The organism is Acinetobacter beijerinckii CIP 110307 (assembly GCF_000369005.1).
GTDB classification, from domain to species: domain Bacteria; phylum Pseudomonadota; class Gammaproteobacteria; order Pseudomonadales; family Moraxellaceae; genus Acinetobacter; species Acinetobacter beijerinckii.
Window position 1 is genome coordinate 417,429 of sequence record NZ_KB849766.1, and the last position, 25,245, is coordinate 442,673.

Below are 25,245 nucleotides of genomic sequence, written 5' to 3' on the forward strand. Positions count from 1 at the left end.
GTAACCTATGGCAACTAATTTAGAATCTTCATTGCATATTTCTGATCTAATTTTACAAGCAAGTCCTGTGGTACAACTGGTCATGCTGATCTTGTTACTTGCTTCAGTCTATAGTTGGTATTTGATCGCCAAATTACATATGGGCTTTAAAAAAGCAGGACAAGAAGATGAGCATTTTCAAAAAATGTTCTGGTCAGGTGCCGAATTAAATACACTCTATAACAACGCTCAACTTAACTCTAAACGCCGTGGTCTAGAAGATATTTTCTATCAAGGTTTGGGTGAGTTTTTTAAATTGCAAAAACGCAAGGCTGATATCAACCAAACAATTGAAGGCACTGAACGTATCCTACGTGTAGGTTTAAGCCGTGATCAAGGTGGTTTAGAAGTTGGTCTCGGTGCACTCGCAAGTATTGGTTCTGTCGCACCTTATATTGGTTTATTCGGTACTGTTTGGGGCATCATGAATGCTTTTATCGGTCTTGCAGCAGTTGATCAAGTGACTTTAGCAACTGTTGCTCCTGGTATTGCAGAAGCATTGATTGCAACTGCAATTGGTTTATTTGCTGCAATTCCAGCTGTATTGGCATTTAACCACTACACAGCTAAAGGTGAGTCAATCTATTCAGATCGTGCATTATTTGCAGAAGAAATGGTTGCTCTTTTACAACGCCAATCGATTGGATCGACACAGGTAGATGAATAATGGCGATTCAACGATCTGGACGTTTTGAGCGCGTCAAAAAACCATTAAAAAGCGATATGAATGTCGTTCCCTATATCGACGTGATGTTGGTACTGTTAGTCATTTTCATGGTGACTGCACCCATGATTACCAGTGGTATTAAAGTTGATTTACCACAAGCTAATAATCACCCGATTGAATCAAAAGATATGCCAGCCATGGTGACCATTGGTAAAGATGGAAATATCTATCTTCAATATCAAGACCATAAAGACAGTGAACCACTCTCTCTTGTACAACTTGAAGTTGTTTTGAGTGATGCCCAAAAACAAGCAGAACAGGAAAATAAACAACTCACTGTCCTTGTTAGCGGTGAAAAATCTCGTCCGTACGGCGAAATTGTTTCATTAATGGCAAGCCTACAAGAAGCAGGTTTAACACAAGTTGGTTTACTCACAGAGCCGCTCAAATAAGCTATGAAAAATTTTAAAGAGCCACATTTTAAGCAGAATGCAATTGCGCTCGGATTTACTATCGGAGTCCATGCTATTGCGATTGTTGGCTTATTATTCTTAGGCTTAAGTAAACCACCTGAAGAGCCTAAAAAGCTCAAGACTGTCTTAGTCAGACCAGAAGATTTGCCACAACCATTAACACAGGTTGAACAAGAAACAACGGCTGAGAATGAAGCTGCTGAGATACAAAGCCCTGTCGTAGATAAAAGCTTAGCTGAAAATATTCCCGTTATCCCTCCTACACCCTCTGCACAACAACTTGCTGCTGAAAAACTGAAAGCTGAACAAGCTCAACAGGAAAAATTAGCTGAACAAAGACGTAAATCGGATGAAGCTGCTCGTGCTCAGCAAGTTGAACAACAGCGTAAACTTGCAGAAGTTCAAGCACAAAAACAACGTGCTGATGCTGAAGCCAAACGACAAGCGGAGTCAAAAGCGAAGACTGAGGCTGATGCGAAGCGTAAAGCTGAACGAAACGCCAAAGCCGACGCTGAAGCTCGCCAAAAAGCAGAACAAGACGCGAAATTAAGACAGCAAAAAGCTGCCGAGAATGCAAAACTTCAAGCACAACAGGATGCTAAACGCAAAGCTGAAGCAACTGCGAAAGCAAAAGCTGAGGCAGACGCTAAACGTAAAGCTGATGCAGATGCGAAGGCAAAAGCGGATGCAGACGCTAAACGCAAAGCTGAGGCAGACGCTAAACGTAAGGCTGATGCAGATGCGAAGGCAAAAGCGGATGCAGACGCTAAACGTAAAGCCGATGCAGACGCTAAACGCAAAGCTGAGACAAATGCGAAAGCAAAAGCCGACGCTGATGCTAAACGCAAGGCTGATGCAGACGCGAAAGCAAAAGCTGAGGCTGATGCTAAACGCAAAGCTGAGGCAGAAGCAGATGCCAAAGCTGCTGCTGCAAAAAAAGCAGAACAAGAAGCAGCTCAGAAAAAGGCAGAATCTAAAAAAATTGCCTCAACAGCTAAGCGTGATTTTGAGAACAAAATCAAACGTGCTTGGAATATTCCATTAAGCTCATCTGGTCAAAAAGCTACAGCTCGGGTCACACTGAATGATAGTGGTGCAGTTATGTCTGTCATTGTTAATTCTTCTGATCCTGACATGAAAGCTAGTATCGAAGCAGCAGTTCGAGCAGCAGCTCCTTATCCTATGCCAGATGATCCTGATGCTCGTCGTGAAGCAAGAAGTTTTACTTCAAGCTTTACTGCAAAATAGTAATGAATAGTTAACATTACATGCTTTTAATAGCAGAAAGCATGTAACTATGTTAAATAATGATCAGCCACAAAAATATGAACGCAAGTAATTGTAACTATGGACAAGACTCGTAAGCATCTCATCACTTTAGCTGTTTTTGCTGCATTTAGCACAGTTGTACCCACTGCAACTTTTGCTCAATTACATCTTGAAATTGCCAAAGCACCTGAACAAGCACCGAAAATTGCAATCATTCCTTTTACAAATGATAATGCGATATATCCAATTGTAGAAAATGACTTAAATCGCTCAGGTCGTTTTACCAGTGCATCTAAAAATTTACCTGCAACTGCCTCACTTAATCAAATTCAGGCAGGCGATTGGCAAAATGCAGGTGTACCTTATGTTGTCGTTGGACAAATTAAAGCAATTGATGCAAATTCTTTTGAAGTGCACTATCAACTCTATGATGTACAAAAACAGCAATACTTATTAAATGAAGTTTTAACTGTACCTAGCTCTCGTGTTCGTCAAGCTGGGCATATGATTAGTGACACAATCTATCAAGCCTTAACAGGTATTGCAGGTGATTTCAGTGGACGTATTGCCTATGTCCTCCGCAACCCGGCTACTCCAGCGCAACGCTACACCTTACAAATCGCGGATACTGATGGTGAGCAACCAAAAACCGTACTTTCATCACGTGATCCAATACTTTCTCCAACATGGACGCCTGATGCTAAGAAAATTGCATATGTTTCTTTTGAAACCAAACGTCCTGCGATTTACGTTCAAGATTTAGCAACAGGTCAACGTGAAGTTTTGGCGAGCTTTAGAGGATTAAATGGAGCACCTAGCTTCTCCCCTGATGGCCAATCAATGTTATTTACCGCTTCTATGCATGGTAATCCTGAAATTTATCAGATGAATCTCAGTACTCGCCAAGTTCAACGTATGACCAATGACTCTGCGATTGACACAGAAGCACGTTATGCCCCAGACGGTAAATCATTTATCTTTACCTCTGACCGTGGCGGTTCTCCTCAAATTTATCGTTTTAACTTTGATGATAGCTCAGTAAAACGATTAACATTTAAGGGTGCTTTCAATGCACGTGGTACTTTAAGTGCTGATGGTAAAAAAATTGCTTTAGTACATCGTCCAAGTGGCAGCAATTATAAAGTTGCATTACAAGACATTAATACTGGAATTACCAATATCTTGACACCGACAAGCTTAGATGAATCACCAAGCTTCTCACCTAATGGTCAGATGGTTGTTTATGCTACTCGTGAAGGAAATCGAGGCTTATTAGCAATCATGTCTACAGATGGACGTTTCCGCATGAATTTACCAAGTGAACAAGGTGAAGTTCGTGAACCCGCTTGGGCACCAAAATAATTTAACCTATTGGAGAATCATATGAATATTAAATATTTAACGCTTCCACTTATTGCAGCGACACTTGTATTCACAGGCTGTGCAAGTCGTAAGCCTGCGGCTGAAATTACCGCAGGTAATACGCCGAATGGTTCTACAACTGTTAGTACAGAAGGATTAAGCGAAGATGCAGCGTTAAATGCGCAAAACCTTGCAGGCGCATCATCAAAAGGCGTTACAGCAGCGAACAAAGCATTTTTAGCTAAACGTGTAGTGCATTTTGATTACGATAGTAGTGATTTATCGAATGATGATTATCAAACACTTCAAGCACATGCACAGTTTTTAGTTGCCAATGCCAATTCAAAAGTGGCTCTTACTGGCCATACTGATGAACGTGGTACTCGTGAATACAACATGGCTTTAGGTGAGCGTCGTGCAAAAGCTGTTGAGAGCTTCTTAATTACTAACGGTGTTAATCCACAGCAACTCGAAGCTGTAAGCTATGGTAAAGAAGCACCAGTGAATGCAGGACACGATGAAGCAGCTTGGAAAGAAAATCGTCGCGTAGAAATTAATTATGAAGCCGTTCCGCCATTGTTAAAATAACATGCAGGCAGAATCAAAAAATGCTCACATCTAGTGAGCATTTTTATGTTTGCGGTTTAGCATCATCTTTTTCAGAGGGTTGCATCGATTCAATCATGTCGTGTTTATTAAACTCTTTATATTCTGGCTTCGCCTCATATTCCTTCCAAGCATCTTTCACGTTCTCTTTTGAAATCTGATCCAAATTAATGGCTTCACTTGGGGTTGGTGTAGCTTCAAAATTTTTGGTTGACATTGCTATGCTCCAAACGTCCTGTCTAGTATCTATCCAACATAGCATGTAAAGCTGTTCTTGTAATCATAAAAGCAACATAAATAAAGTAAGATAATTTTTCTTTTCGGATGATCTCATCTAGAATAGCGACATTATTTTTTAACAATTCCTGACGCTGTTAAATCGGAGCTATTCAATATGTCAAACCTTACATTGTCCCAATATTTACAACAACAAAATGGGAATTTGACACCAGAGTTGGCAGAGGTCATCGAAACAATTGCAAATACATGTCAGACAATTGATCAAGCTCTTCAAAAAGGCGCTTTAGCAGGTATTTTAGGAAGTGCTGGTAATGAAAATGTGCAAGGTGAAACACAAAAGAAATTAGATGTGATTTCGAATGATTACCTAATTGATGCACTAAAAGTACATCCTCAAGTTAGTGGTCTTGCTTCAGAAGAATTAGACGACTTCACTCCTGCTCAAGAAAATGGCAAATATTTAGTATTGTTTGATCCCCTAGACGGTTCAAGCAACATTGATATCAATATGTGTGTTGGTACGATTTTCTCTATTCTGCCAGCAAAGAATGCAGTGACTCAATCTGCTGACTTTATGCAAGCAGGTACTGAGCAAGTTGCTGCGGGCTATGTACTTTATGGTCCTTCAACCATGCTAGCACTTACAGTGGGTGCAGGTGTTGTATTCTTTACGTTTGATCCAACCACTCAAACTTTCGTGCTTACAACTGAGCAGGTTCAAGTTTCAGTAGATACACAAGAATTTGCGATTAATTCATCAAACCAACGTCATTGGGAAAATCCTGTAAAACGTTATATTGATGAACTACTTGCTGGAAAAACTTCAGTGCGTGAAAAAGATTTCAACATGCGTTGGGTTGCTTGTATGGTGGGTGATATTCACCGTATTTTATGTCGTGGCGGTATCTTCCTTTATCCTTATGATTTAAAAGATCCAAAAAAAGCGGGTCGTTTACGTTTAATGTATGAAGCCAACCCAATGAGTATGTTAATCGAACAAGCTGGTGGCGCGTCTACTACAGGTCGCTTACGCATTATGGAAATTCAACCAACTGAATTGCATCAACGTGTCCCTGTGATTATTGGTTCTAAAAACGAAGTAGAACGTGTAACAAGCTATCATTAATAACTTAATTATTTCGGGCATCAATTCATATTGATGCCCTCTTGGATGTTTTCTTATGGCGGTTATTTTTTTAGAATCAAAAGACAACGCAAAAATCAAACATTTGCGTGGCTTAATCGAACTCAATAGCGCTCGAAAAAAGCATCAACAAACAGTTATTGAAGGAAGCCATCTTTGTGTAGCTTGGTTACAGCAACAGAAAAAACTTTTTTCATTATTCACTACTGAACAAGCTTTAGAACATCCTGATTTACAAGAAGTAATCGAACTACATCAAGGTCATGTCTTTGTAATAAGTGAAGTCTTATACAAAGATTTAAGTACGTTGGGTACAAGCTTACCTTGTCTAGCGATTATTGATTTGCCTAAAACATCAATGACAATTGATTTTAATGTAGACACATTAATCTTAGAAAATATTCAAGATCCGGGTAATGTCGGCACTTTACTTCGTTCAGCTGCCGCAGCAAATATCAAACAAGTCATATGCACTCAAGGTTCTGCTTCACTCTGGTCACCACGAGTTTTAAGAGCAGGTATGGGAGCTCATTTCAGCTTACATTGCTTTGAAAATTTTCAATTAGCCGATATTCTTCCGAAATTTCAAATTCCTGTTTTTGTGACAAGTTCACATCGTTCAACGAGTTTATATACTCAAGATTTAACCCAGCCCTGTGTTTGGATTTTAGGTAATGAAGGACAAGGCGCATCTGAATATGCATTAGAACAAGCACAAGCAGTAACAATCCCACAACCTGGTGGGCAAGAATCCCTCAATGTTGCAATTGCAGGATCTATCTGCATCTTTGAAATGGTACGCCAACGTCAGTAAAACGTTAAATTATTTTAATTCCGATTTTTTTAATCAGAAAATCTATTACACTGTTAAAAATATTTGCTTGAGTTGTCAACGTACTCACCATTTTCAACGTTATATGATTAATGAATTGAAATAATAATGGTGGGTTTCCATGACAGGATTTTCCATCTCTATGGATTTAGCACCTAAACAGGCTCGAACCGAAAACGGTACTGATTGTGGTACTGTTGAACAACGTCTGCGTTTTTTTATGCAAGACGTTACTGGTCGTGCACTTGTGATGATGGAAAGTGCTACACAGGGTCAACAAGGTATTGCCATGGACTTAGTCCAAGAAGCCTTTATTTCACTACATAAATCTTATGCAGATAAAAATACCGAAGAATGGTACCCCCTGTTCTATACAATTTTAAATAACAAGCTTCAAGATTGGAGACGAAAAGAAGCGCGACGAGCAAATCCGTTTTCTTTATTTAAAAAAATTAATTTAGATAATGATGAAGAAATTATAGATGTTGTTGATGAATCAACACCTAACCCACTAGAGTTTCTTGATCAAGAAGTCACAATGGCAGAGATTCAGGAAGCTGTAAATAAACTTCCAGTCCGCCAACAACAGGCATTCATGTTAAGAGCTTGGGAAGGTTTTGATACCATGACTACAGCGCAAATTATGGATTGCAGTGAAGGAAGTGTTAAAACACATTACCATCGAGCAATTCAAGGACTTAGAACTGCTTTACAGCATTTAAATCCAAATACGGGAGGATCATCAAATGAATAAAGATCAATTCACTAAACAAGTGACTTCCAAACTCGATCAACTTGCAAAAGATCAACATCACAACAAAATGCTAGTGATGAATCATGTTTTAGATACTGTACAAAAGAAACCGACTTCTTACTATAGTATTTGGAAAATGGGTGGATTTGCATTAGCGGCAGCTTTAACAGGCATTGTCGTGCTTCCTAGCTCTTTGCAATTGGCTGGTAAACCTCAAAATCAGGTCATAGTGAATCCTAAACTCTCCCCTCAAATGGTCGAGGATATGGAAATGTTAATGGTATTAGGTGAGGATAAAGCTCCACATGGCAGCTAAACGATTAGTACTTGTTGTGTGCACATTAGGTTTACTACAAACAAGTTTTGCTGGTTCTGAACGTTTTTGGGTTTTCTCTAAGCCAAATAAAGCAGCTACAGAAGAAGCTTGGGATGACTTATCACCTGAAGAACAGCGCGTACTTATTAAACGTTATCAAACTTTAAAAGAGATTCCAACTGATCAAAGCTCGCAGCTTCAACAAAGAATGGAATGGTTTACGCAACTCTCTGAAGATGAAAAACAGAAGATGCGTGATGTGTGGCAAAAAATGAATACTCAAGAGCGGAATATCTTGCGGAAACGTATGCAAAATGCGAGCGCAGATGAAAGATTAAATATAAGAGAAGAATATTTAACTAAATACGCTGAGCATTAATATAAAAAATATACTGATTTCCAAATAGGAAATAAAAATAAAGCGCCTTGTGGCGCTTTATTTTTACGAAGAACTATTTTTTGAAACGACGGATTACTAGCAGACTCATTAATCCTAATAATGAAAATATAGTTGTACTCCCCCCACCACGACTCGCATTACGTTTATTGTCCGTTGTGTTAGCAGTACTAATCACTTTAACTGTACCTAAATTTGAAAGTGTCGGGGTAATATCATTATCGTATACCTGATAATTAAACGAGTAATCAAATTGGTTAAAAGTATTACCTTCTTCAATATAAATGTTTCCACCGTAGCATGTTTCTTTTTGATCTGGTACTGGACATGGGCCTTTACGATCAGAAGTAATTATCAGATTTGATCCTGGAAGATTTGAAAGACGGATTGGTAATTCTACACCGTCAGCATTTTTCCAAAATTGTGGCTTGTTTATATTATTATCAGGCCCTTTACCACCCTCTCCAGTATCACCCCAATCATTTGCAAAATTTAAGAGGTTCAACGCAACTTTATCTTGCTTTTGGTATCTTAAAGTGACTGATGTATCTTTAACTACTGGTGCAATATTAACAAAAGCAGCTTTGATCAGACCAGAAGACTGCACATTCATTCCGCTTTCAGGTTTTGAACTAATGGTATATTTACAGTGAACTTTATCACCAGCCTGAGTAATTTGGTCATCTTTACGATAAAGAATGATTTGTTCTAAATCTTGATTCCATTGACATACAATTTTTTCTTTTTCTTTTTTCACTTCCTCTTTATCTTGATTTTCTTCCAAGTCTTTAATCTGTCCAGTGCCTAGAACTTCAGTTTGCACATTATATAAATCCTTGTTAAAGAATATTAATTTATTATTTCCATTACCATCCTCTACCTCTTGAGGAAGTGGTAATTGGTAGTTTTTCAAATCAATATAAATCGCTCTATAATGGATATTGTCTTTAGTTTTAGCTAATAAGTTTTTAAATCTTTCAAGTTGCTCTTTATCTGAAGTTGTTAAATTAGGGTCATCAGGATTTTTGACTAGAAACTCATATTTATCAACTTGCTGTTGATATAGTTTTACAATATCTGTCAGAGAAGTATTAGATAAATCTTCTAAATCTCCAGCTGTGAATTTCATTAACTCAACAGAACCAATATCGCAACTATTTCTTGCATTTGGATCAAAATATAATGTGCCATTTGTGATACGTGCAATACCTCTTTGATCTACCGTGCTACAAGCATCAGCGCCTTCTTTAGCCACATCAACTAAATCTTTCTCTTCACCAACTACTCCAAGCCTTGGATAATAGATTGGTAAAAATGCTGTGTATTCAGATGGCGTTCTACGCGCGGTGAGTAACTGAGATATACTATTAGCGCTTACATCTAAATTTGTATGCTTATCAGAGCCTTCTTCTTTAAGTTCAATTTTTGGCAAATCACACTTATTGTTTCCGTTTAATGCGATTGCATTGTAATTTAAACCTATTTTGATGTTTTCTAATTCGGTTGCATCACCAAGCAAATAGCGACAAGCTAAACCGCCCGTATTAAAAGCTAAGATATTAAAATCAAGTTGTTTCAAACCTAATGCATCATATAGAAAAGTACTATAAGCAGTATTTTCAACAATAGTATTACTCAGCATAGTTAAACTACTTCTATCACTTAATATGGTCGAAGTATTTCCAGTTGTGCCTCCAGACTTTGTATCGCCAGTGAATTTAATTAAGCTTCCATTCACTGTACTAGCAATGTTTGAAGCTATCGTATTCGCTTCTAGTTTAATGACTGGCTCACCACAAAAATCAAGCATACTGGTGGACTGAGCATCACCATTTGAAATTAAACTACTATAAATAAAGTTTATTTCATGTTTTGAATAAACATTATCATTAAAGCAACTCATCCCTAGGACGCTGCCAAGAGGTGCTTTGTTCTTTTCAATTAAACTATTTGTTATGGTTATACCACTGGTTGGGCCTGCTAGAAATACCGCCCCCCCACTGACGCCTGCAGAAGAATTCAAAATCTGACTATTGATCAAACTTACGTTTGCACCCGCATAAATTGCACCACCTCGATCCGAGGTCGTTCCTTTATTCAAAGCAATACTATTTAACGTAAGAGACTTATTGGCCAAAGTCGTATTAAAAATTCGACTATTATTCTTCGCTTCGATTTTTGTCTTTAATGCCGTTTGCGATGGATAATTATTTGTTAAAACACTTTTCTTCTGCCAATCAACTGGGCTCTTACCCAAAATCACGACATCCACTTTAGGTGTAAGCTCTCGATCTAACAGATAAGTGCCTTCTTCAAGTTGAATCACTTTAGTCGTTGTGGAAAGGGTATCTGTTACTGCACAGCCACCATAAGATTTTCTTAACTCTGCAGTTGTCAATGCCTCTCGCAAAGAACAGGCATTGGTATTTTCGCCATCTTCATCGGCGAATGTAGTGACTTTAATAGGCGTTGTACTAGTCGCTGCCAATAGAGGCATTGTCGCCAATACCATTGTTGCTAAAGTAGCTTTTTTATAATTTTTCATATCATCATCTTCCTTGATTATGACTTAAAGCGGCGAAGTCCTATTAAACTCAATAAGCCTAAAATAATACCAATTCCAAAACTTCCACCTCCAGTATTTACAGTTTTACTTTGGAAATTATTTGGTGGATCTTGGACGATCGTAGTTGGGATAGTAATGTAATAATTTGACATATCATTGAAGCGTGTAGTCGTCGTCATTACACGCATATTAAATTTATCAGCACCATGCCAATTACTATTTGGAATATAGACAACATTACCATCTTGATCGATTGTTAACTTTCCTTTAGATACTGTTTGAGTTTGCTGAATTTCCAAACATCCTGGTTGCCATGGTTTACCATTTTTATCTAAATCTGCATTTAAAACTGTTTTACAAGATTCAGGATCTAGTAACTCACCATCTAACAAACTATCTGAAATACTAAATTTCGCTTGTTGACCATATAGAATATCTTGACCAGCAATAGGCACATCTGCACGATTTACAACCAACTCAACTGCGCCTAAATCACAAAGTTCATCATAACCGCTTCTATTCTTGCCTCTTTGGTCAGTTGGCTCACAACTCCCTAATCCCAAGTTACTACCATCACTATAAACCCGACCTTTATTAACAATTAGTGAATCTGATAATTTAGTATATGACATGAGTAATCTAGGTTTGAAAAACCCAAGCATCTGATCTTTCGGTGTGATATATGGACACAATAAGCCAGCATTTGGCGGTGCATCACAGACACCCTCATCATTAGTTCCACCCGCAATTAACTTATTGTTGCCAATCATAAAGTTAGGAAGTTCCGCTGTAGCGTTTATATCGCATTGTGGATTTGTTAAGTTACTCTGAACGACAGTAGAATTATCTGCTGTAGTAGCACAATTTACCGTTCCATTTTCTACAAGAATACTATTTAAAATGTATGCACTTGGATTTAGTTTTTCTGTCGTTGTTGTAGTTCCATCAGTTGTGGTGGATGTTTTGACTTTCCATTTCGGCGCTTGTAAATAAAGACCCGCGGCATTTTTTATCATTGTAATATTGTTTAAAAGCATACCTTCTCTAATATTGGCAACGTAGCCACCCTTATTATGAAATAAGGTACTATTATAGATACCAGAAACACCAAGTGGTAAAGCACCACCAGTAGTTTCATCTGTAAAACTTGTTTGAACATACATCAAGGCACCTTCAGGATTTGCAGAACCTTGGTTATCTCGAATAATTGATTGTTTGATTGAATATAAAGGCATCTCACTATAGATTACAGCACCTTGATCTGCTTTATTATTTTGAAGAATACTATTACTAATTAATAATATACCTGCTGTTTTTTTATTTTCTGCAGACCAGATTCCGACATTGTAAATGGCACCGCCTTTATTTGCATATCCATCAGCCAAACGTGAATATTGAATACTTAAAGCTTCACGGTTTTGGATCAAGCCACCATCATTTAACTTAGTAGATGAGCCTTTTAAATTGAGCTCACTCAATGTGACAACTTTTAATTCTTTTTCAACAGTACCATCATCAATTAAGAAGATACGATCTGTACCGACCATTTTAAGAGTTGCATTATTTAACCCTCTCTTATTATCATTAAAATCAGTACTTTCAGCAGTTTTAATAGTCGCATCAACTTTAATTACAAGTTGCTTATTTAAAAGATACTCTTTATCACGCTGCAAAATAATCACAGAGGATGAATCTTTATTTCCACACCCCTTATAGCCATTTTCAAATTCTTTTTGGCCGCGGTTATTTAAAAATTCAATGGCATTTCGTAATGAACAGCCTGTATAGTTCTCGTCATCAACTAATGTTGTAACTTGAATATCCGCAGAATATGCATGTCCAGTAATCGCAAATAAAGCGCAGGCAAGCGTCCGTTTGAGCATACCAATCTCCTTCTATTTTTCATTTTTTTTAGTTGTGCAAAGTATCAATTTGCAACTACATTCCTTTGTGCGTACTTTGTCATAGCTCTCTCAATTACTCAAGAAATTTTATACTATTGCCGATATTCATCTATCAAGGCATAAATTTGCTTGAGTGTTGTATTCGAAAGCTTAGTTTTTTCACCCTTTAGCATCTTTTCTAGTTGGGCAAGTGTCTGCAAGAGAATAGAAGCCTGATGAGGACCATTCATCAGCAAATAATCAACGATTTGTTGATCGAAGTGGATTCCTCGTCTTGTCATGACCGATTGTAGTAGCGCGTGTCGATCTATATAAGAACTGCCATTTGGAACTTTGACACTGACTGTTTGAGTTAAGCGCGATTGTAAGTCAGGGAGTTCAAGCTTTAGTTCAATTGGTGCCACTCTCGAAGAAAATACCAATTGCCCTTCATGATTATTCATTAAATGAAAAATCGCTTTTTGCCAATGTGGTACACCACTTATAGCATCTATATCATCTAAAGCGACTAAATCATAAAACTCTAATGACGTAATCGCTTCAATTGGTGCATCTAACAATTCTAATAGTGAAACCTTAATTGCGGGACGCCCTAGTTCTAAATAAGAATCACAAATCGCAGATAATAAGTGACTTTTTCCAGTTCCAGCACCGCCATAGACATAGAATCGATTTACTAATCCTGTATGTAACTGTCGAATAGCATCAACTACATGCCCCCAACCTGGTCCACAAAAATCACTAATTCTTGCATCCAGTTGAGGTTCGATATCCAATTGTAGTTGACGCATATAAGTAGTTAATCCCTCAATTACTTTAAGTCATTCGGGTTTGAAGTCTCTGTATCTTGAGAGTTTTTTATTTCAATATCAAGCTCTACTTGCTGTGTTTCGACATTGATATGCTGAGAGCCATTTTGCGTCACAGTCACTTCAGCAGGGAATACATAAAACTGGCTTTTCTCATAATTATCCCGTGCATGTTTTAACAGCACAACAATCACCGCTGCTACAGGTAAGGCAATCAACATACCAAGAAAACCACCTAACTGAGCACCTGCTAAAACAGCAAATACTACAGCAACTGGCGATAAACCAATTTTATCCCCTAATAGAAATGGTTGGAGAATATATCCTTCAATCATTTGACCAATCATGAATACCACACCAACAAGAAGTAGCTGTGTCCAATCAAGACCAAATTGAAAGAGCGTCGCAATGACAGCTGCAATAATTCCTACTCCAAAACCTAAGTAAGGAATAATACTCGCCAACCCAGCGACCATTCCAATAATCAATCCAACTTCTAGACCAATCACCTGCAATCCGACTGCATATACAATGCCTAGAAGTAGCATAACTAGGAACTGACCTTTAACGAATGCCCCTAATACACTGTGGCACTCACGCACGATTGTTAAGGTCGATGCTTCATATTTACGAGGAATCAGACGACGTAAACTTTGCAGCATTCTTTCCCAATCAAGTAGAAAATAGAAAGAAATAATCGGTATAAGAATAAATATGCCACCTATCTGAATAAAATTCAAACCAGACTGTGCCAAACGCAAAGCCATTGTTTGAATACTATCTGCACTGTAATTGGTTTGAATATATTCCATCACAGCTTTTGAAATTTGTTCAGTGTCTAGCTCCATCGGAACGACATTAAATGTATTTGATACCCACGGTAAAAAAGTTGCATTAATCCAATGTATACCCGCTGGAATACTATCCCGAGCATAAATCAATTGTTTCCAAACCAAAGGTACTAAGAACCATAATACAATCGTTAAAGTAACGCCAATTCCAACGAATACTAAACTGATCGCCAACCATCTCGGTAATTTTATTTTTACAAGAACATCTACAAGTGGACTAAAAAGGTAAGCTATAAAAAAAGCACCTACAAAAGGCAACACAACTGGTTTTAGCAGATATAAAATCCAGAGTAATAATGCGAGCCCTGCGAGGATGAAGATACGACGTAGTACCTGATCTTGCATAAAATCTAGCCTTTTTTTGTGTAGTCGTTATAAATAGAAAAAAATTTAAATAAAGATAGCATTTTCGAGCATAAATAACATAAGAGTTTCGTATATTCGGGTTATAATCTGCCGCCAATGCGGAGACTTCACTATGAGCAACTCAACTTCTACCCCAAATACTGGTTTAAGCTATAAAGATGCGGGCGTCGACATTGAAGCGGGCGACGCACTAGTCGATCGTATCAAATCAGTCGCTAAACGCACCACTCGTCCTGAAGTCATGGGCGGATTAGGTGGTTTTGGTGCCTTATGCAAAATCCCAAAAGGTTATGAAGAACCTGTATTGGTGTCTGGAACAGATGGCGTAGGGACAAAATTACGTTTAGCACTTAACTTAAATCGTCACGATACGATTGGTCAAGATTTAGTTGCAATGTGTGTAAACGACTTGCTTGTATGTGGTGCTGAACCACTCTTCTTCTTGGATTACTATGCAACAGGTCATTTGAATGTTGATGTTGCGGCAGATGTTGTAACAGGTATTGGTAAAGGATGTGAACTTGCAGGTTGTGCATTGGTAGGTGGTGAAACTGCTGAAATGCCTGGCATGTATGAAGGTGAAGATTACGATCTTGCTGGTTTTGCTGTAGGTGTTGTTGAGCACAGTAAAATTATTGATGGTTCGAAAGTAAAATCAGGTGACGTATTAATTGGTGTTGCATCAAGCGGTGCTCACTCAAATGGTTATTCATTACTTCGTAAAATTTTAGATGTTAAAAACGTTGATTTAACTCAAATCATTGATGGTCGTCCACTTGCAGATGTTGCAATGGAACCAACTCGTATTTATGTAAAACCAGTGTTAGAGCTTTGCAAAGAAGTAGATGTTCATGCAATGGCACATATCACAGGTGGTGGTTTACCTGGTAATTTACCTCGTGTACTTCCGAATGGCGCTCAAGCTGTTATCAATGAATCTAGCTGGGAATGGTCAGAGTTATTCCAACTGTTACAACGTGAAGGTAATGTAGAACGCTTTGAAATGTACCGTACCTTTAACTGTGGCGTAGGTATGGTGATTGCAGTTGATCCAACCGAAGCTGATAAAACAATTGAAGTATTAACAGCTCAAGGCGAAAAAGCTTGGAAAATTGGTCATATCCAAGAAAATGCTGAATCAGTTGAAGGTGCAGACGAAAAAATCCGCGTGATCTTTGCATAATGAGAATTGCTGTACTTGTCTCTGGCAATGGTAGCAACTTACAAGCCCTGATAGATGCCCAAATTGGTAAACAACTATCGGGGCAAATCATTGGTGTACTCTCAAATAAAGCTAATGCCTATGCATTAGAGCGTGCTGAGAACGCCGATATTGCAACCGCTGTTATTTCACATAAAGATTATCCGAATCGAGAAAGTTTTGATGATGCTATGCATCAACAATTACTCGCTTGGGAAATTGACTTAGTCATTCTTGCAGGTTTTATGCGAATCTTAACACCCAACTTTGTCAGTCAATGGCAAGGTAAAATGTTAAATATTCACCCTTCTCTACTTCCTTTTTATAAAGGAATTAATACACATCAACGTGTATTAAATACTGGAGATCGCCTGCATGGCTGTACCGTTCATTTTGTCACTGCTGAACTTGATGCAGGACAAAGTATTGCACAATCTATCATTCAAGTAACTTTACATGATAATGTAGAAAGCTTATCGCAACGTGTACATGAGCTTGAGCATTTCATTTACCCTCAAGTTGCAGAATGGCTATGTAATGGTCAGTTGACTTGGAAAAATGGTCAAGCCTATTTCAACAAAAAACCTTTGGAACGACCAATTCAGTTTGCTCGGTTCTAAAATAAAACGCATCTTCGGATGCGTTTTTTGAAAATATATAATTTTAAATAATGAGATTCAAATCAAAATGAGTTCATCTGAATTTGTACTGAAGAATAATCTACAAATAAAGCTTTGGAACAATAGCTATCTTATTTCCCCATTGACAAATATATTACAACCTTCTAAATACATGATTATCCTAGAACTTTTCCAACCCTGTGGTGGTAGATTTCGATATGGTTCACTAGGTGCAGAAGTTAATATAGATTTAGAGAATAGTGAAATCATATTAGATTCAACGGATCATTATTTAGAAAAGCATCTTTTCCAATCTAACTTTCTGACTGAACTTGATGAGGTAAAATATGGCTTAACAGTTGAATATGTTATAGATTTAAAAAAATTTATATTAGAAACATCCAATTCTATGAGATTTAATCATTTGTATAAAATAAAATTTTTTTCTGCTTATAGCGATGTTGGATCGAATATTAAGGTTTTCAAATTTTTAGCATTATTAATACTTAAATATATACAAAACAATGCGTTAACTTTAGATTATATAAATCAAACACAAGAATTTCTAGATCAGAATATATAAATCCTAAAGTATGTACTTTAAAGATAGTTAAAATACATACCCTCTAATTAAGCTACTTGATTTAGAATTTAATCAAACTTCTAATTTTTTCTACAGTTTCAACAGGATGTTCAAGTGGGAACATATGACCACCCTCGACAACTGAAAAAGGAATACCTAATTTCTTTTGAGCAACTTGCGGGAGTTTCTGTTTTAAGAAAATACTATCTGTCCCCACCACCATATTTACAGCTACTTTGGGCTTCGGCATTGGTAACCACCACATCGAAGGTGTGGTTCTAAATAATTTTACTTCATCATTTTTTGGAATAGTAAGCGTTACGCCGCCACGCGTTGGGTCATTTGTTAAAGCATAATCAATATAAGCCTGAAAACAATCTATATCAAAGTGCTGATAAAACCCTCTAGAACCTAAAAGCTCAGCCGCTTGTTCACGTGAATCCCAATGATCACGACGACGTGCTGACAATCCAGCAGGTGTAATCTTATCGACTAATTTAGGATTAAAAATTTTAGCAAGATGAAAAGCAAAAGAAGCTTTACCAATAATAAATGGAGGATCAAGCATAATCACTTGCGAAAATAATTCAGGACGGCGATAAGCAGCCATTAGGGTCAAAACTGAGCCTAAAGAGTGTCCTAAACCAATGACTTTTCGACCTTGTGATTGTTGCACAATACTATCAATAATTTGATCAACCAAATGCGTCCAACCATGCGTAATTGGATAACGTTTATCTGTACCAATCTCAGCTACATAGATAATATCGTATTGATCTTTTAATTGATCAAAAAGCTTTTGATAAACTTTAGATGGAACACCATTAGCATGGGCAAAATGAATCAAAGGTTTCATAAGCTTGTCTTTAATTTTTTCAATGATTGGTCAATTATCTCGTTCTAAATATGCATTGCAAATTAAAATGATAACTCCGTAGTAATTTTTTCAAATAAAAAGGCTGTGATGTACACAGCCTAATTAAAATCAAAGCAACGCTTTGATTGGGATATGAGAGTTATATCCTACTGTATTTTTGCGTTTTGCTGAGTTTCTAGCTGAGCGGCTAGAGAACTACTTATTCCCTCACCAATCTTTGCACCCATACGCCCCAAGATAGACTCTAATGGATTACGCTGAACGGTATAATCTACTTTTTGATCAACTTTAAGATCACGCATTAATGTGGTTAAACTTCCGCTACGATCAGCAACACCTAAAGCAATTGCTTGTTCTCCAGTCCAGAATAAACCAGAGAAAACCGCAGGATCATTAGATTTTAAACGTTTACCGCGCCCCTCTTTCACTGCATTGATAAAATGCGTGTGTACATTATCTAAAACAGATTGTACATGAGCTTGTTGTGCTGGGTTAATGGGCTTGGTCATACTCAAAATATCTTTGTTATTACCAGAGGTCAGTGTACGGTCTTCCACACCTAACTTTTGAGCCAATCCACTTAATCCATAATTCGGCATAATTACGCCGATTGAGCCCACTAAGCTAGATGGGTTTACAATAATTTCATCAGCAGCAGATGCAATATAATATGCACCAGATGCGCCCATATCACCAATAACAGCGTAAACTTTCTTTTCAGGATACTGTTTTTTCAAATAACGAATTTCTTGCCAAATTTCATCAGATTGAACAGGAGAACCACCAGGAGAGTTTATATTTAAAGCAATAGCTTTACTTCCACTCGCCTCAAATGCACGCTTCAATGCTTTGCTGGTATCTTCGCTATTTACCGTAGATTGACTACTTGAAGAATCAATCGTTCCGATAATATCAACCACAGCCAAGTGATTACTGCTTATACTCGTTGTTGATTTCTCATTAGACGTAGAGCAACCCTTACTCATTGCTAACAATACAATTAGCAAATAAGCAAAACCTAAGCATTTAAAAAAGATACCCCAACGGCGGCTTCGACGTTGTTCTTCGACAGAGGCTAAAACAGCTTTTTCTAATATCTGCCATTCTTTACCTATCACGTTATTACTATTTGTAGATTCATTTTGTGGTTTTGGTGGCCAATCGGACATAAGATTCCAATCCAATATTTTAAAGTGAGTTTATTATATACGTTGATTTACACAAAACTGTTTAAATAACATGTTTTAACTTATAATTATTTTATGCATTATACTTTCTTCTTGTAATTCTCTTATTTTTGATCAATGACACAATCAAAAGCGAACCGCCGTAATTATGCTCTGATCAAGTTGATCAGCCGTCAACCCATTAAGTTAGGTCGTTTAGTCGCTGGCTTAGTTGCTGGTTTAGTGACTAGACTTCCACTGTCAAAGATATCAAAAATTATTCGATTGAATATAAAGATCGCATTACCAAACCTCACTGAAACTGAATACCAACAGCTTAGTGCCCGTGCTATTCGTAATGAGCTCACTTCATATTTTGAGTTTTTGAGTATTTGGGGGGCTAGCAATGAAAAAAATATCAAGCGCGTTCAGACTGTTGTAGGCGAGCAATATTTACATGATGCATTAGCAGAGCAGAAAGGTTTGGTTTTAATTGTTCCTCATTTTGGGACATGGGAAGTCATGAATGCATGGTTATCACAATATACTCAAATGACGATATTGTATAAACCAGTTAAAAATCCTGATGCCGATCAATTTGTACGTGATGCACGTAGTCGTGAACAAGCCCATTTAGTACCAACTGATGAAAGTGGTGTTCGACAAATTTTTAAAGCATTAAAACAAGGTGGAACGACCGCAATACTACCTGATCATACACCAGATCATGGCGGTGAAATGATTGAATACTTTGGTATACCTCTAGCCTCAAGTAGTTTGAGTGCGAAACTGATTCAAAAAACCAAAGCAAAAGCTTTACTTATATATGCAAAAAGAAATGAGCAAGATGGTTTTGATATGTTTATTGAACCTATTGATCCTCGTATTTATGAAGGGAGTGCCGAAGATGGCACCTTGGTGATTCATCAAACTTTAGAAAAATTGATTCGGCAATATCCCGAACATTATCATTGGAGCTATAAACGCTTTAGTGCCAATCCTGCTTTAAAGAAAATTTATGATATTGATGAAAACACTGCACTCATCAAAATTGCTGAAATCCGTAAGTAAAAACTGATAAGTTTGCTTAGGCTATTCTCTATTTAGCCATTTGAGTGCATGGCGCTGTTGTTTAATTTCTACCTTTCCATTATCAAAGCTAAAACTTATTGTCCCTGTTTGTACTGTATTAAATAATGGAATATTTAAAGCTTCCAATCGGTTTTTCACTTCCTCACTCGGATGACCATAGCGATTGTTATCGCCTGCTGATGCAATTGCTATTTTAGGTTTTAATACTGCTAAGAAATCATATGCAGAACTATGTTTACTACCATGATGTCCAAGCACTAAAACATCAACCTTTAAGTCAGGATATTGCTGCAATAACTTATATTCAGTTTCCCATCCCGCATCGCCCATAATGAGAAAATTTTGATAAGGTTGTGCATTGAGAAACTGGATGTAAACCACACATGAATATTCATTCTGTTGATCTTTTGCATAAATCAACTCTTGTGGATGTGGAAATAATATTTCAATCTTTAGATTCGCATATGACCAGTTTTGACCTTGCTGGCAAAATGAAAAATTATCCTTAACCTTAATTTTTTCATTTCGTTCATTCGACTGTACGTTACCAATTTCAAACTCATTTTGTATCGAATTAAAAGCCCCACTATGGTCTTGATCTAGATGAGATAAAACCACATGATCTAAAGACCGAACTCCTTGTTGCCTAAGAAAAGGGATCACCACTCGCTCACCTAAGCTAAATTTGCTCTCATCATAAGATCCACCTGTATCAATCATCCAGACCTGTTCAGGATGTTGTAATAAAACTGCTTGTCCTACCCTACACTTTGTATATCTAAAACAATACCTATACTTTCCTAATGTGGAAAAAATGATATATTTTTTGAAAAGTAAAATGAATGGATACAATAATGACACAAATGTCTGATAATAAAGAAGATATCAATCTAACACCTCATATAAGATATGTTTCTAATTTCCAATTAAAAAAAATAATTACACCATTAAAAAAAGATAACCTTACCGATAATTTAATAAATCTAAAATTAGAATATTCAGAAAATGAAATAAAATATAATTCTTATGTTGCTAAGTTTCCAATAATAATTAAAGAAGATGGAAAAATCTGGGAGTTAGCTAATTTATATTTAATTCTATATATGATTGAAAGTAATGAAATAACAGGAAGCACTCTCAAGGCAATAGCTATAGATCTGCTAGATTACTATAAATTTCTGACTGAAAGAAATATCGATATATTTTATTTCCCTCAACTAAATAGATATAGAGCCACATATCAATATAGAAGTTATTTATTAGACCAAGTGCATAAGAGTAAATACCACAAATCCACTGCTAGCAGAAGAATTAACCGAATTGTGGACTTCTATGAAAGACTTTTAAAAAATAAGTTTATAAGCAAATCGAATTTTGAAAACAACCCTTATGGGGTCGTCTCAGGAAACGGAAAATATAGCACGCTAAGGATTTTCACTCCGACTTCTTTTAACGATATCCAACACGGTATTTTTGCTTAGATTGACCAGCCGACCGACTTGTCGATAAGAGTGTCCAGCAGACACCAACTCCAACACTTTAGGTGCCAGACGATCTGACTTGGTACGTTGACCAGGACGACGACCAAACACAACGCCACGCGCTTGTGCCGCTGCTACACCAGAGCGCACACGTTCACGTAGTAAATCTCCCTCAAACTCTGCTAATGCAGACATCACAGAAGCCATGAGCTTTCCCTGAGATGTGGAAAGGTCAAACTGCAAACCTGTTTGTGCCACCAGAGATACCCCGAAATGCCCAAGATCTTGTAATGACTGTACGAGATCCACGGTGCTTCTGCCCCAGCGTGTCAATTCCGTCACCAAGATGGCATCGATTTCACGAGATTGCGCCATGGTCATCAAGTATTTTCTTTGCAATCTCTCATCCTTACTGCCTGATGCAGTTTCTTTCCAAACACCGACAACATCGTAGCCGCAACGATTGGCGTAGGCACGTAGGTCATATTCCTGTCGTTCGCAGGACTGATCGTTCGTTGATACTCGGCAATAAATGGCCGCATTCTGTCCCAATTGAACCTCCTTGCGAAATTGCAGCGCAAAGCTAAGCGTGGCGGTACAAAATAATGTACCTTTAATAGTTTAGTTTATTTGGGACTAATGAGCCATGCCGCGCCATTCTATTTTGTCGTCCACGGAATTGGGAAGCCTGTTCGAAATTCCAGATGATAGAGCTTTTATGCTTCAGCATTACACTCTGAGTGATTCTGATAAATCCATAGTCCATCAACATCGAGGGGCATCCAACAAGCTAGGCTTTGCAATTCAACTTTGCTACATGCGTTACCCTGGAGTGATATTGGGTATTAACGACGAACCATTCAAACCCTTACTTTTCATGATGGCTGCTCAACTTAGTATATCAGTGGACTGCTGGAATGATTATGGTCAGCGCGAGCAAACAAGACGAGAACATATTGCCGAATTGAAAAAAGTTTTTGGGTTCAAACTATTCACCTTGAGTGACTATCGGCAATCGGTCAATATGATGGTGGATTTGTCCCTTCAGACAGATAAAGGTCTTATTTTAGCCACAACTCTCGTTGAAAATTTACGACAAAAATCAGTCCTTTTGCCAGCTATAAATGCAATTGATAGTATTTGCGCAGAAGCAATCACATCTGCCAACCGCATAATTTATACTGCTTTGACGAGCTCACTTTCAGAAACTCATCGTCAAAATATAGATGCTTTGCTGAACCGTAAAGAGGGCAGCAAACTGACAATATTGGGGTGGCTTAGACAGTCACCAGCTAAACCAAACTCAAAGTACATGCTTGAGCACATTGAGCGGCTGAAGTGCTTACAAGCCATCGATCTACCTGAAGACATTGGAAAACACGTTCATCAAAATCGCTTACTGAAAATTGCTCGCGAAGGTGGGCAAATGACTCCTGCTGATTTGGCCAGATTTGAATCTCAACGTCGATATGCCACTTTGGTAGCAATCGTTGTGGAGAGTATGGCCACGATCACCGACGAAATTATTGACCTGCATGATCGCATTATTGGAAAGCTATTTGCTATCGCAAAAAATAAACACCAGCAACAATTTCAATCATCAGGTAAAGCGATCAACGACAAAGTGCGTTTGTATGGGCTTATCGGGAAAGCCTTGCTAGATGCCAAGCAAAATGGCAGTGATCCGTTTGCCGCCATCGAAACTGTTATTTCATGGGATGCTTTTGCAGCAAGTATTACTGAGGCAGAAAAACTGGCGCAACCCGAAGACTTTGATTTTTTACCACGAATTGGCGAGAGCTATGCAACTTTACGCCGTTACGCGCCAGAACTTCTTGCCATACTTAAATTGCGTGCTGCCCCAGCAGCAAAAGATATGCTTGCCGCTGTAGAGTTGCTCCGCAGCATGAATGTTGATAATACACGAAAAATCCCCTCTAATGCTCCAATAGCGTTTATCAAAAAACGGTGGGCAAGACTAGTCTTTACCGATGATGGTATTGATCGCCGCTATTACGAAATATGTGTGTTATCTGAACTTAAAAAATCGCTACGGGCTGGGGATCTCTGGGTACAAGGCTCTCGCCAATTCAAAGACTTCGATGAGTATTTAGTGACTGCTGATAAATTTAATCAGCTAAAACAGTCCAATGAGTTACCTCTAACCATTACTACTGATTGTGATCTATATTTGCAAAGTCGCCTTTCACTATTGGAGCAGAAATTAGCAATCATTAATCGCATGGCAGCGACCAACGATTTGCCTGATGCGATGATCAATCAATCTGGTCTAAAAATAACACCTCTCGATGCCGTGGCTCCTGATACAGCCCAAACTTTAATTGACCAAACAGCAATGCTGTTACCACATATCAAGATCACCGAATTATTAATGGAGGTCGATGAATGGACAGGCTTTACTCGACACTTCACTCATTTGAAAACGGATGACACTGCGAAGGATAAAGCGTTATTGCTCACGACCATACTGGCTGATGCAATTAATTTAGGGCTGACGAAAATGGCCGAATCATGTCCTGGTACAACTTATGCCAAACTCTCATGGCTACAGGCTTGGCATATCCGTGATGAAACTTATTCAACGGCATTGGCCGAATTGGTGAATGCTCAATTGAAACAACCTTTCGCTGAAAACTGGGGAGATGGCACTACCTCCTCATCAGATGGCCAACGCTTCCGCGCAGGTGGCAGAGCTGAAAGTACAGGACATATCAATCCAAAATATGGCGCAGAGCCTGGAAGGTTATTTTATACACACATTTCTGATCAATACGCACCATTTAGCAGTAAGCTGATCAATGTGGGCGTTCGTGATTCAACCTATGTTCTTGATGGGCTGCTGTATCACGAGTCTGATTTACGCATCGAGGAACACTACACCGATACGGCTGGATTCACCGACCATGTTTTTGCACTCATGCACATGCTAGGGTTTCGATTTGCACCACGAATTCGTGATCTGGGCGATACGAAACTCTATATTCCAAAGTCAGACATAGACTATGCCGCACTTAAACCCATGATTGGCGGCACACTGAATATCAAACAGATTCGTACTCATTGGGACGATATTTTGCGTCTGGCCGCATCAATCAAGCAAGGGACTGTCACAGCGTCGCTAATGCTACGTAAACTCGGTAGTTATCCACGACAGAATGGTTTGGCATTGGCATTACGAGAGCTGGGGCGTATTGAGCGCACACTGTTTATCTTGGATTGGTTGCAAAGCGTAGAACTACGCCGTCGGGTTCAAGCTGGATTAAATAAAGGTGAAGCCCGTAATGCATTAGCGCGCGCCGTTTTCTTTTATCGATTGGGTGAGATTCGAGATCGAAGCTTTGAGCAACAGCGTTATCGAGCCAGTGGCTTGAATCTAGTGACCGCCGCCATTGTATTGTGGAACACGGTTTATTTAGAGAGAGCGACTAACGCCCTACGAGGGCATGGTCGCACAGTCGATGATACCTTGCTGCAATATCTGTCACCGCTGGGGTGGGAGCACATCAATTTAACTGGGGATTATCTATGGCGAAGCAAAGCCAAGATAGGTGGTGGAAAATTTAGGCCATTGCGCGCAATTGAAAAACCTTAGCGTGCTATATTTTCCGT

General features: G+C 38.3%; 24 protein-coding genes and 1 pseudogene. 16 read left to right on the forward strand and 9 right to left on the reverse strand.

Annotated elements, in window-relative coordinates; translation table 11 throughout:
* Nucleotides 1–7 precede the first annotated feature (7 nt).
* The 5 genes from tolQ (at nucleotide 8) to pal (ending at nucleotide 4,398) form a co-directional block, all read left to right on the forward strand.
* Nucleotides 8–706 carry a protein TolQ gene (tolQ, locus tag F933_RS15175; RefSeq protein WP_005062639.1) on the forward strand — a complete coding sequence of 233 codons (699 nt, stop codon included), beginning with the start codon at nucleotides 8–10 and terminating at the stop codon, nucleotides 704–706.
* The gene (tolR, locus tag F933_RS15180) at nucleotides 706–1,158 is read left to right on the forward strand and encodes a protein TolR (protein WP_005062640.1); all 453 of its coding nucleotides are present in this window, start codon (nucleotides 706–708) and stop codon (nucleotides 1,156–1,158) included. Before tolQ ends, tolR begins: the two co-directional genes overlap by 1 nt.
* Before the next feature lie 3 nt (nucleotides 1,159–1,161).
* Nucleotides 1,162–2,427, forward strand: coding sequence for a cell envelope integrity protein TolA (gene tolA / locus F933_RS15185; RefSeq protein ID WP_005062642.1), 1,266 nt, complete (start codon nucleotides 1,162–1,164; stop codon nucleotides 2,425–2,427).
* Between the two features lie 99 nt (nucleotides 2,428–2,526).
* Nucleotides 2,527–3,810 (forward strand): Tol-Pal system beta propeller repeat protein TolB, encoded by a 1,284-nt coding sequence (tolB, locus tag F933_RS15190; protein WP_005062644.1) that lies wholly within the window; start codon nucleotides 2,527–2,529, stop codon nucleotides 3,808–3,810.
* A gap of 21 nt (nucleotides 3,811–3,831) precedes the next feature.
* A complete protein-coding gene (gene pal, locus F933_RS15195) occupies nucleotides 3,832–4,398 on the forward strand; it encodes a peptidoglycan-associated lipoprotein Pal (RefSeq protein ID WP_005054986.1) in 567 nt (188 codons plus the stop codon).
* Nucleotides 4,399–4,441: 43 nt separating this feature from the next.
* Here pal and F933_RS15200 read toward each other — a convergent pair whose 3' ends face one another.
* The gene (locus F933_RS15200) at nucleotides 4,442–4,633 is read right to left on the reverse strand and encodes an NF038105 family protein (protein ID WP_005062646.1); all 192 of its coding nucleotides are present in this window, start codon (nucleotides 4,631–4,633) and stop codon (nucleotides 4,442–4,444) included.
* A 177-nt stretch (nucleotides 4,634–4,810) separates the two neighbouring features.
* Between F933_RS15200 and F933_RS15205 the strand changes: the two genes are divergently transcribed.
* From F933_RS15205 to F933_RS15225, 5 genes are all read left to right on the forward strand, one after another.
* Entirely contained in the window at nucleotides 4,811–5,782 is a 972-nt protein-coding gene (locus F933_RS15205) for a class 1 fructose-bisphosphatase (protein ID WP_005062647.1), read from the forward strand.
* 55 nt (nucleotides 5,783–5,837) lie between these two features.
* Nucleotides 5,838–6,614 carry a TrmH family RNA methyltransferase gene (locus F933_RS15210; protein ID WP_005062649.1) on the forward strand — a complete coding sequence of 259 codons (777 nt, stop codon included), beginning with the start codon at nucleotides 5,838–5,840 and terminating at the stop codon, nucleotides 6,612–6,614.
* Between the two features lie 160 nt (nucleotides 6,615–6,774).
* Nucleotides 6,775–7,386 (forward strand): RNA polymerase sigma factor, encoded by a 612-nt coding sequence (locus F933_RS15215; protein ID WP_005062651.1) that lies wholly within the window; start codon nucleotides 6,775–6,777, stop codon nucleotides 7,384–7,386.
* Nucleotides 7,379–7,702: a hypothetical protein gene (locus tag F933_RS15220; RefSeq protein WP_005062652.1), complete on the forward strand. Its 324-nt coding sequence runs from the start codon at nucleotides 7,379–7,381 to the stop codon at nucleotides 7,700–7,702. The genes F933_RS15215 and F933_RS15220 overlap by 8 nt, the downstream gene beginning before the upstream one ends.
* Nucleotides 7,692–8,081: a DUF3106 domain-containing protein gene (locus F933_RS15225; RefSeq protein ID WP_005062654.1), complete on the forward strand. Its 390-nt coding sequence runs from the start codon at nucleotides 7,692–7,694 to the stop codon at nucleotides 8,079–8,081. The genes F933_RS15220 and F933_RS15225 overlap by 11 nt, the downstream gene beginning before the upstream one ends.
* Before the next feature lie 73 nt (nucleotides 8,082–8,154).
* Here the strand turns inward: F933_RS15225 and F933_RS15230 are convergent, their stop codons facing one another.
* The 4 genes from F933_RS15230 to cxpE form a co-directional block, all read right to left on the reverse strand.
* Complete coding sequence (locus F933_RS15230; RefSeq protein WP_005062655.1) at nucleotides 8,155–10,644, reverse strand: CSLREA domain-containing protein; 2,490 nt, start codon at nucleotides 10,642–10,644, stop codon at nucleotides 8,155–8,157.
* A 17-nt stretch (nucleotides 10,645–10,661) separates the two neighbouring features.
* Complete coding sequence (rbtA, locus tag F933_RS15235; protein ID WP_005062657.1) at nucleotides 10,662–12,548, reverse strand: rhombotarget A; 1,887 nt, start codon at nucleotides 12,546–12,548, stop codon at nucleotides 10,662–10,664.
* A 113-nt stretch (nucleotides 12,549–12,661) separates the two neighbouring features.
* On the reverse strand, nucleotides 12,662–13,360 hold the full coding sequence (locus F933_RS15240) for a DnaA ATPase domain-containing protein (protein ID WP_005062659.1): 699 nt from the start codon (nucleotides 13,358–13,360) through the stop codon (nucleotides 12,662–12,664).
* Nucleotides 13,361–13,380: 20 nt separating this feature from the next.
* Nucleotides 13,381–14,574, reverse strand: coding sequence for a chloramphenicol efflux transporter CxpE (gene cxpE / locus F933_RS15245; RefSeq protein ID WP_005062662.1), 1,194 nt, complete (start codon nucleotides 14,572–14,574; stop codon nucleotides 13,381–13,383).
* A gap of 133 nt (nucleotides 14,575–14,707) precedes the next feature.
* Between cxpE and purM the strand changes: the two genes are divergently transcribed.
* From purM to F933_RS15260, 3 genes are all read left to right on the forward strand, one after another.
* Complete coding sequence (purM, locus tag F933_RS15250; protein WP_005062663.1) at nucleotides 14,708–15,778, forward strand: phosphoribosylformylglycinamidine cyclo-ligase; 1,071 nt, start codon at nucleotides 14,708–14,710, stop codon at nucleotides 15,776–15,778.
* On the forward strand, nucleotides 15,775–16,416 hold the full coding sequence (purN, locus tag F933_RS15255) for a phosphoribosylglycinamide formyltransferase (RefSeq protein ID WP_171065975.1): 642 nt from the start codon (nucleotides 15,775–15,777) through the stop codon (nucleotides 16,414–16,416). The genes purM and purN overlap by 4 nt, the downstream gene beginning before the upstream one ends.
* A 67-nt stretch (nucleotides 16,417–16,483) precedes the next feature.
* Complete coding sequence (locus tag F933_RS15260; RefSeq protein WP_005062666.1) at nucleotides 16,484–16,999, forward strand: hypothetical protein; 516 nt, start codon at nucleotides 16,484–16,486, stop codon at nucleotides 16,997–16,999.
* 61 nt (nucleotides 17,000–17,060) lie between these two features.
* On the opposite strand, the gene F933_RS15265 is transcribed toward F933_RS15260, so the two are convergent.
* Nucleotides 17,061–17,855 (reverse strand): alpha/beta fold hydrolase, encoded by a 795-nt coding sequence (locus F933_RS15265; protein WP_005062668.1) that lies wholly within the window; start codon nucleotides 17,853–17,855, stop codon nucleotides 17,061–17,063.
* Between the two features lie 167 nt (nucleotides 17,856–18,022).
* The gene (sppA, locus tag F933_RS15270) at nucleotides 18,023–19,045 is read right to left on the reverse strand and encodes a signal peptide peptidase SppA (protein WP_005062670.1); all 1,023 of its coding nucleotides are present in this window, start codon (nucleotides 19,043–19,045) and stop codon (nucleotides 18,023–18,025) included.
* 135 nt (nucleotides 19,046–19,180) lie between these two features.
* Between sppA and F933_RS15275 the strand changes: the two genes are divergently transcribed.
* Nucleotides 19,181–20,113: a lysophospholipid acyltransferase family protein gene (locus F933_RS15275; protein ID WP_005062672.1), complete on the forward strand. Its 933-nt coding sequence runs from the start codon at nucleotides 19,181–19,183 to the stop codon at nucleotides 20,111–20,113.
* 21 nt (nucleotides 20,114–20,134) lie between these two features.
* On the opposite strand, the pseudogene F933_RS15280 reads toward F933_RS15275, so the two are convergent.
* Nucleotides 20,135–20,893, reverse strand: a pseudogene (locus F933_RS15280) (ComEC/Rec2 family competence protein); the annotation flags it as partial.
* Nucleotides 20,894–20,988: 95 nt separating this feature from the next.
* Between F933_RS15280 and F933_RS15285 the strand changes: the two are divergent.
* Entirely contained in the window at nucleotides 20,989–21,615 is a 627-nt protein-coding gene (locus F933_RS15285; RefSeq protein WP_005062675.1) for a hypothetical protein, read from the forward strand.
* Here the strand turns inward: F933_RS15285 and F933_RS15290 are convergent.
* Nucleotides 21,559–22,167, reverse strand: coding sequence for a recombinase family protein (locus tag F933_RS15290; protein ID WP_004726718.1), 609 nt, complete (start codon nucleotides 22,165–22,167; stop codon nucleotides 21,559–21,561). The two genes, F933_RS15285 and F933_RS15290, sit on opposite strands and share 57 nt — an antisense overlap.
* Nucleotides 22,168–22,261: 94 nt before the next feature.
* Here F933_RS15290 and F933_RS15295 point away from each other — a divergent pair, with 94 nt between their 5' ends.
* The gene (locus tag F933_RS15295) at nucleotides 22,262–25,228 is read left to right on the forward strand and encodes a Tn3-like element ISAcsp1 family transposase (protein WP_005062678.1); all 2,967 of its coding nucleotides are present in this window, start codon (nucleotides 22,262–22,264) and stop codon (nucleotides 25,226–25,228) included.
* Nucleotides 25,229–25,245 lie beyond the last annotated feature (17 nt).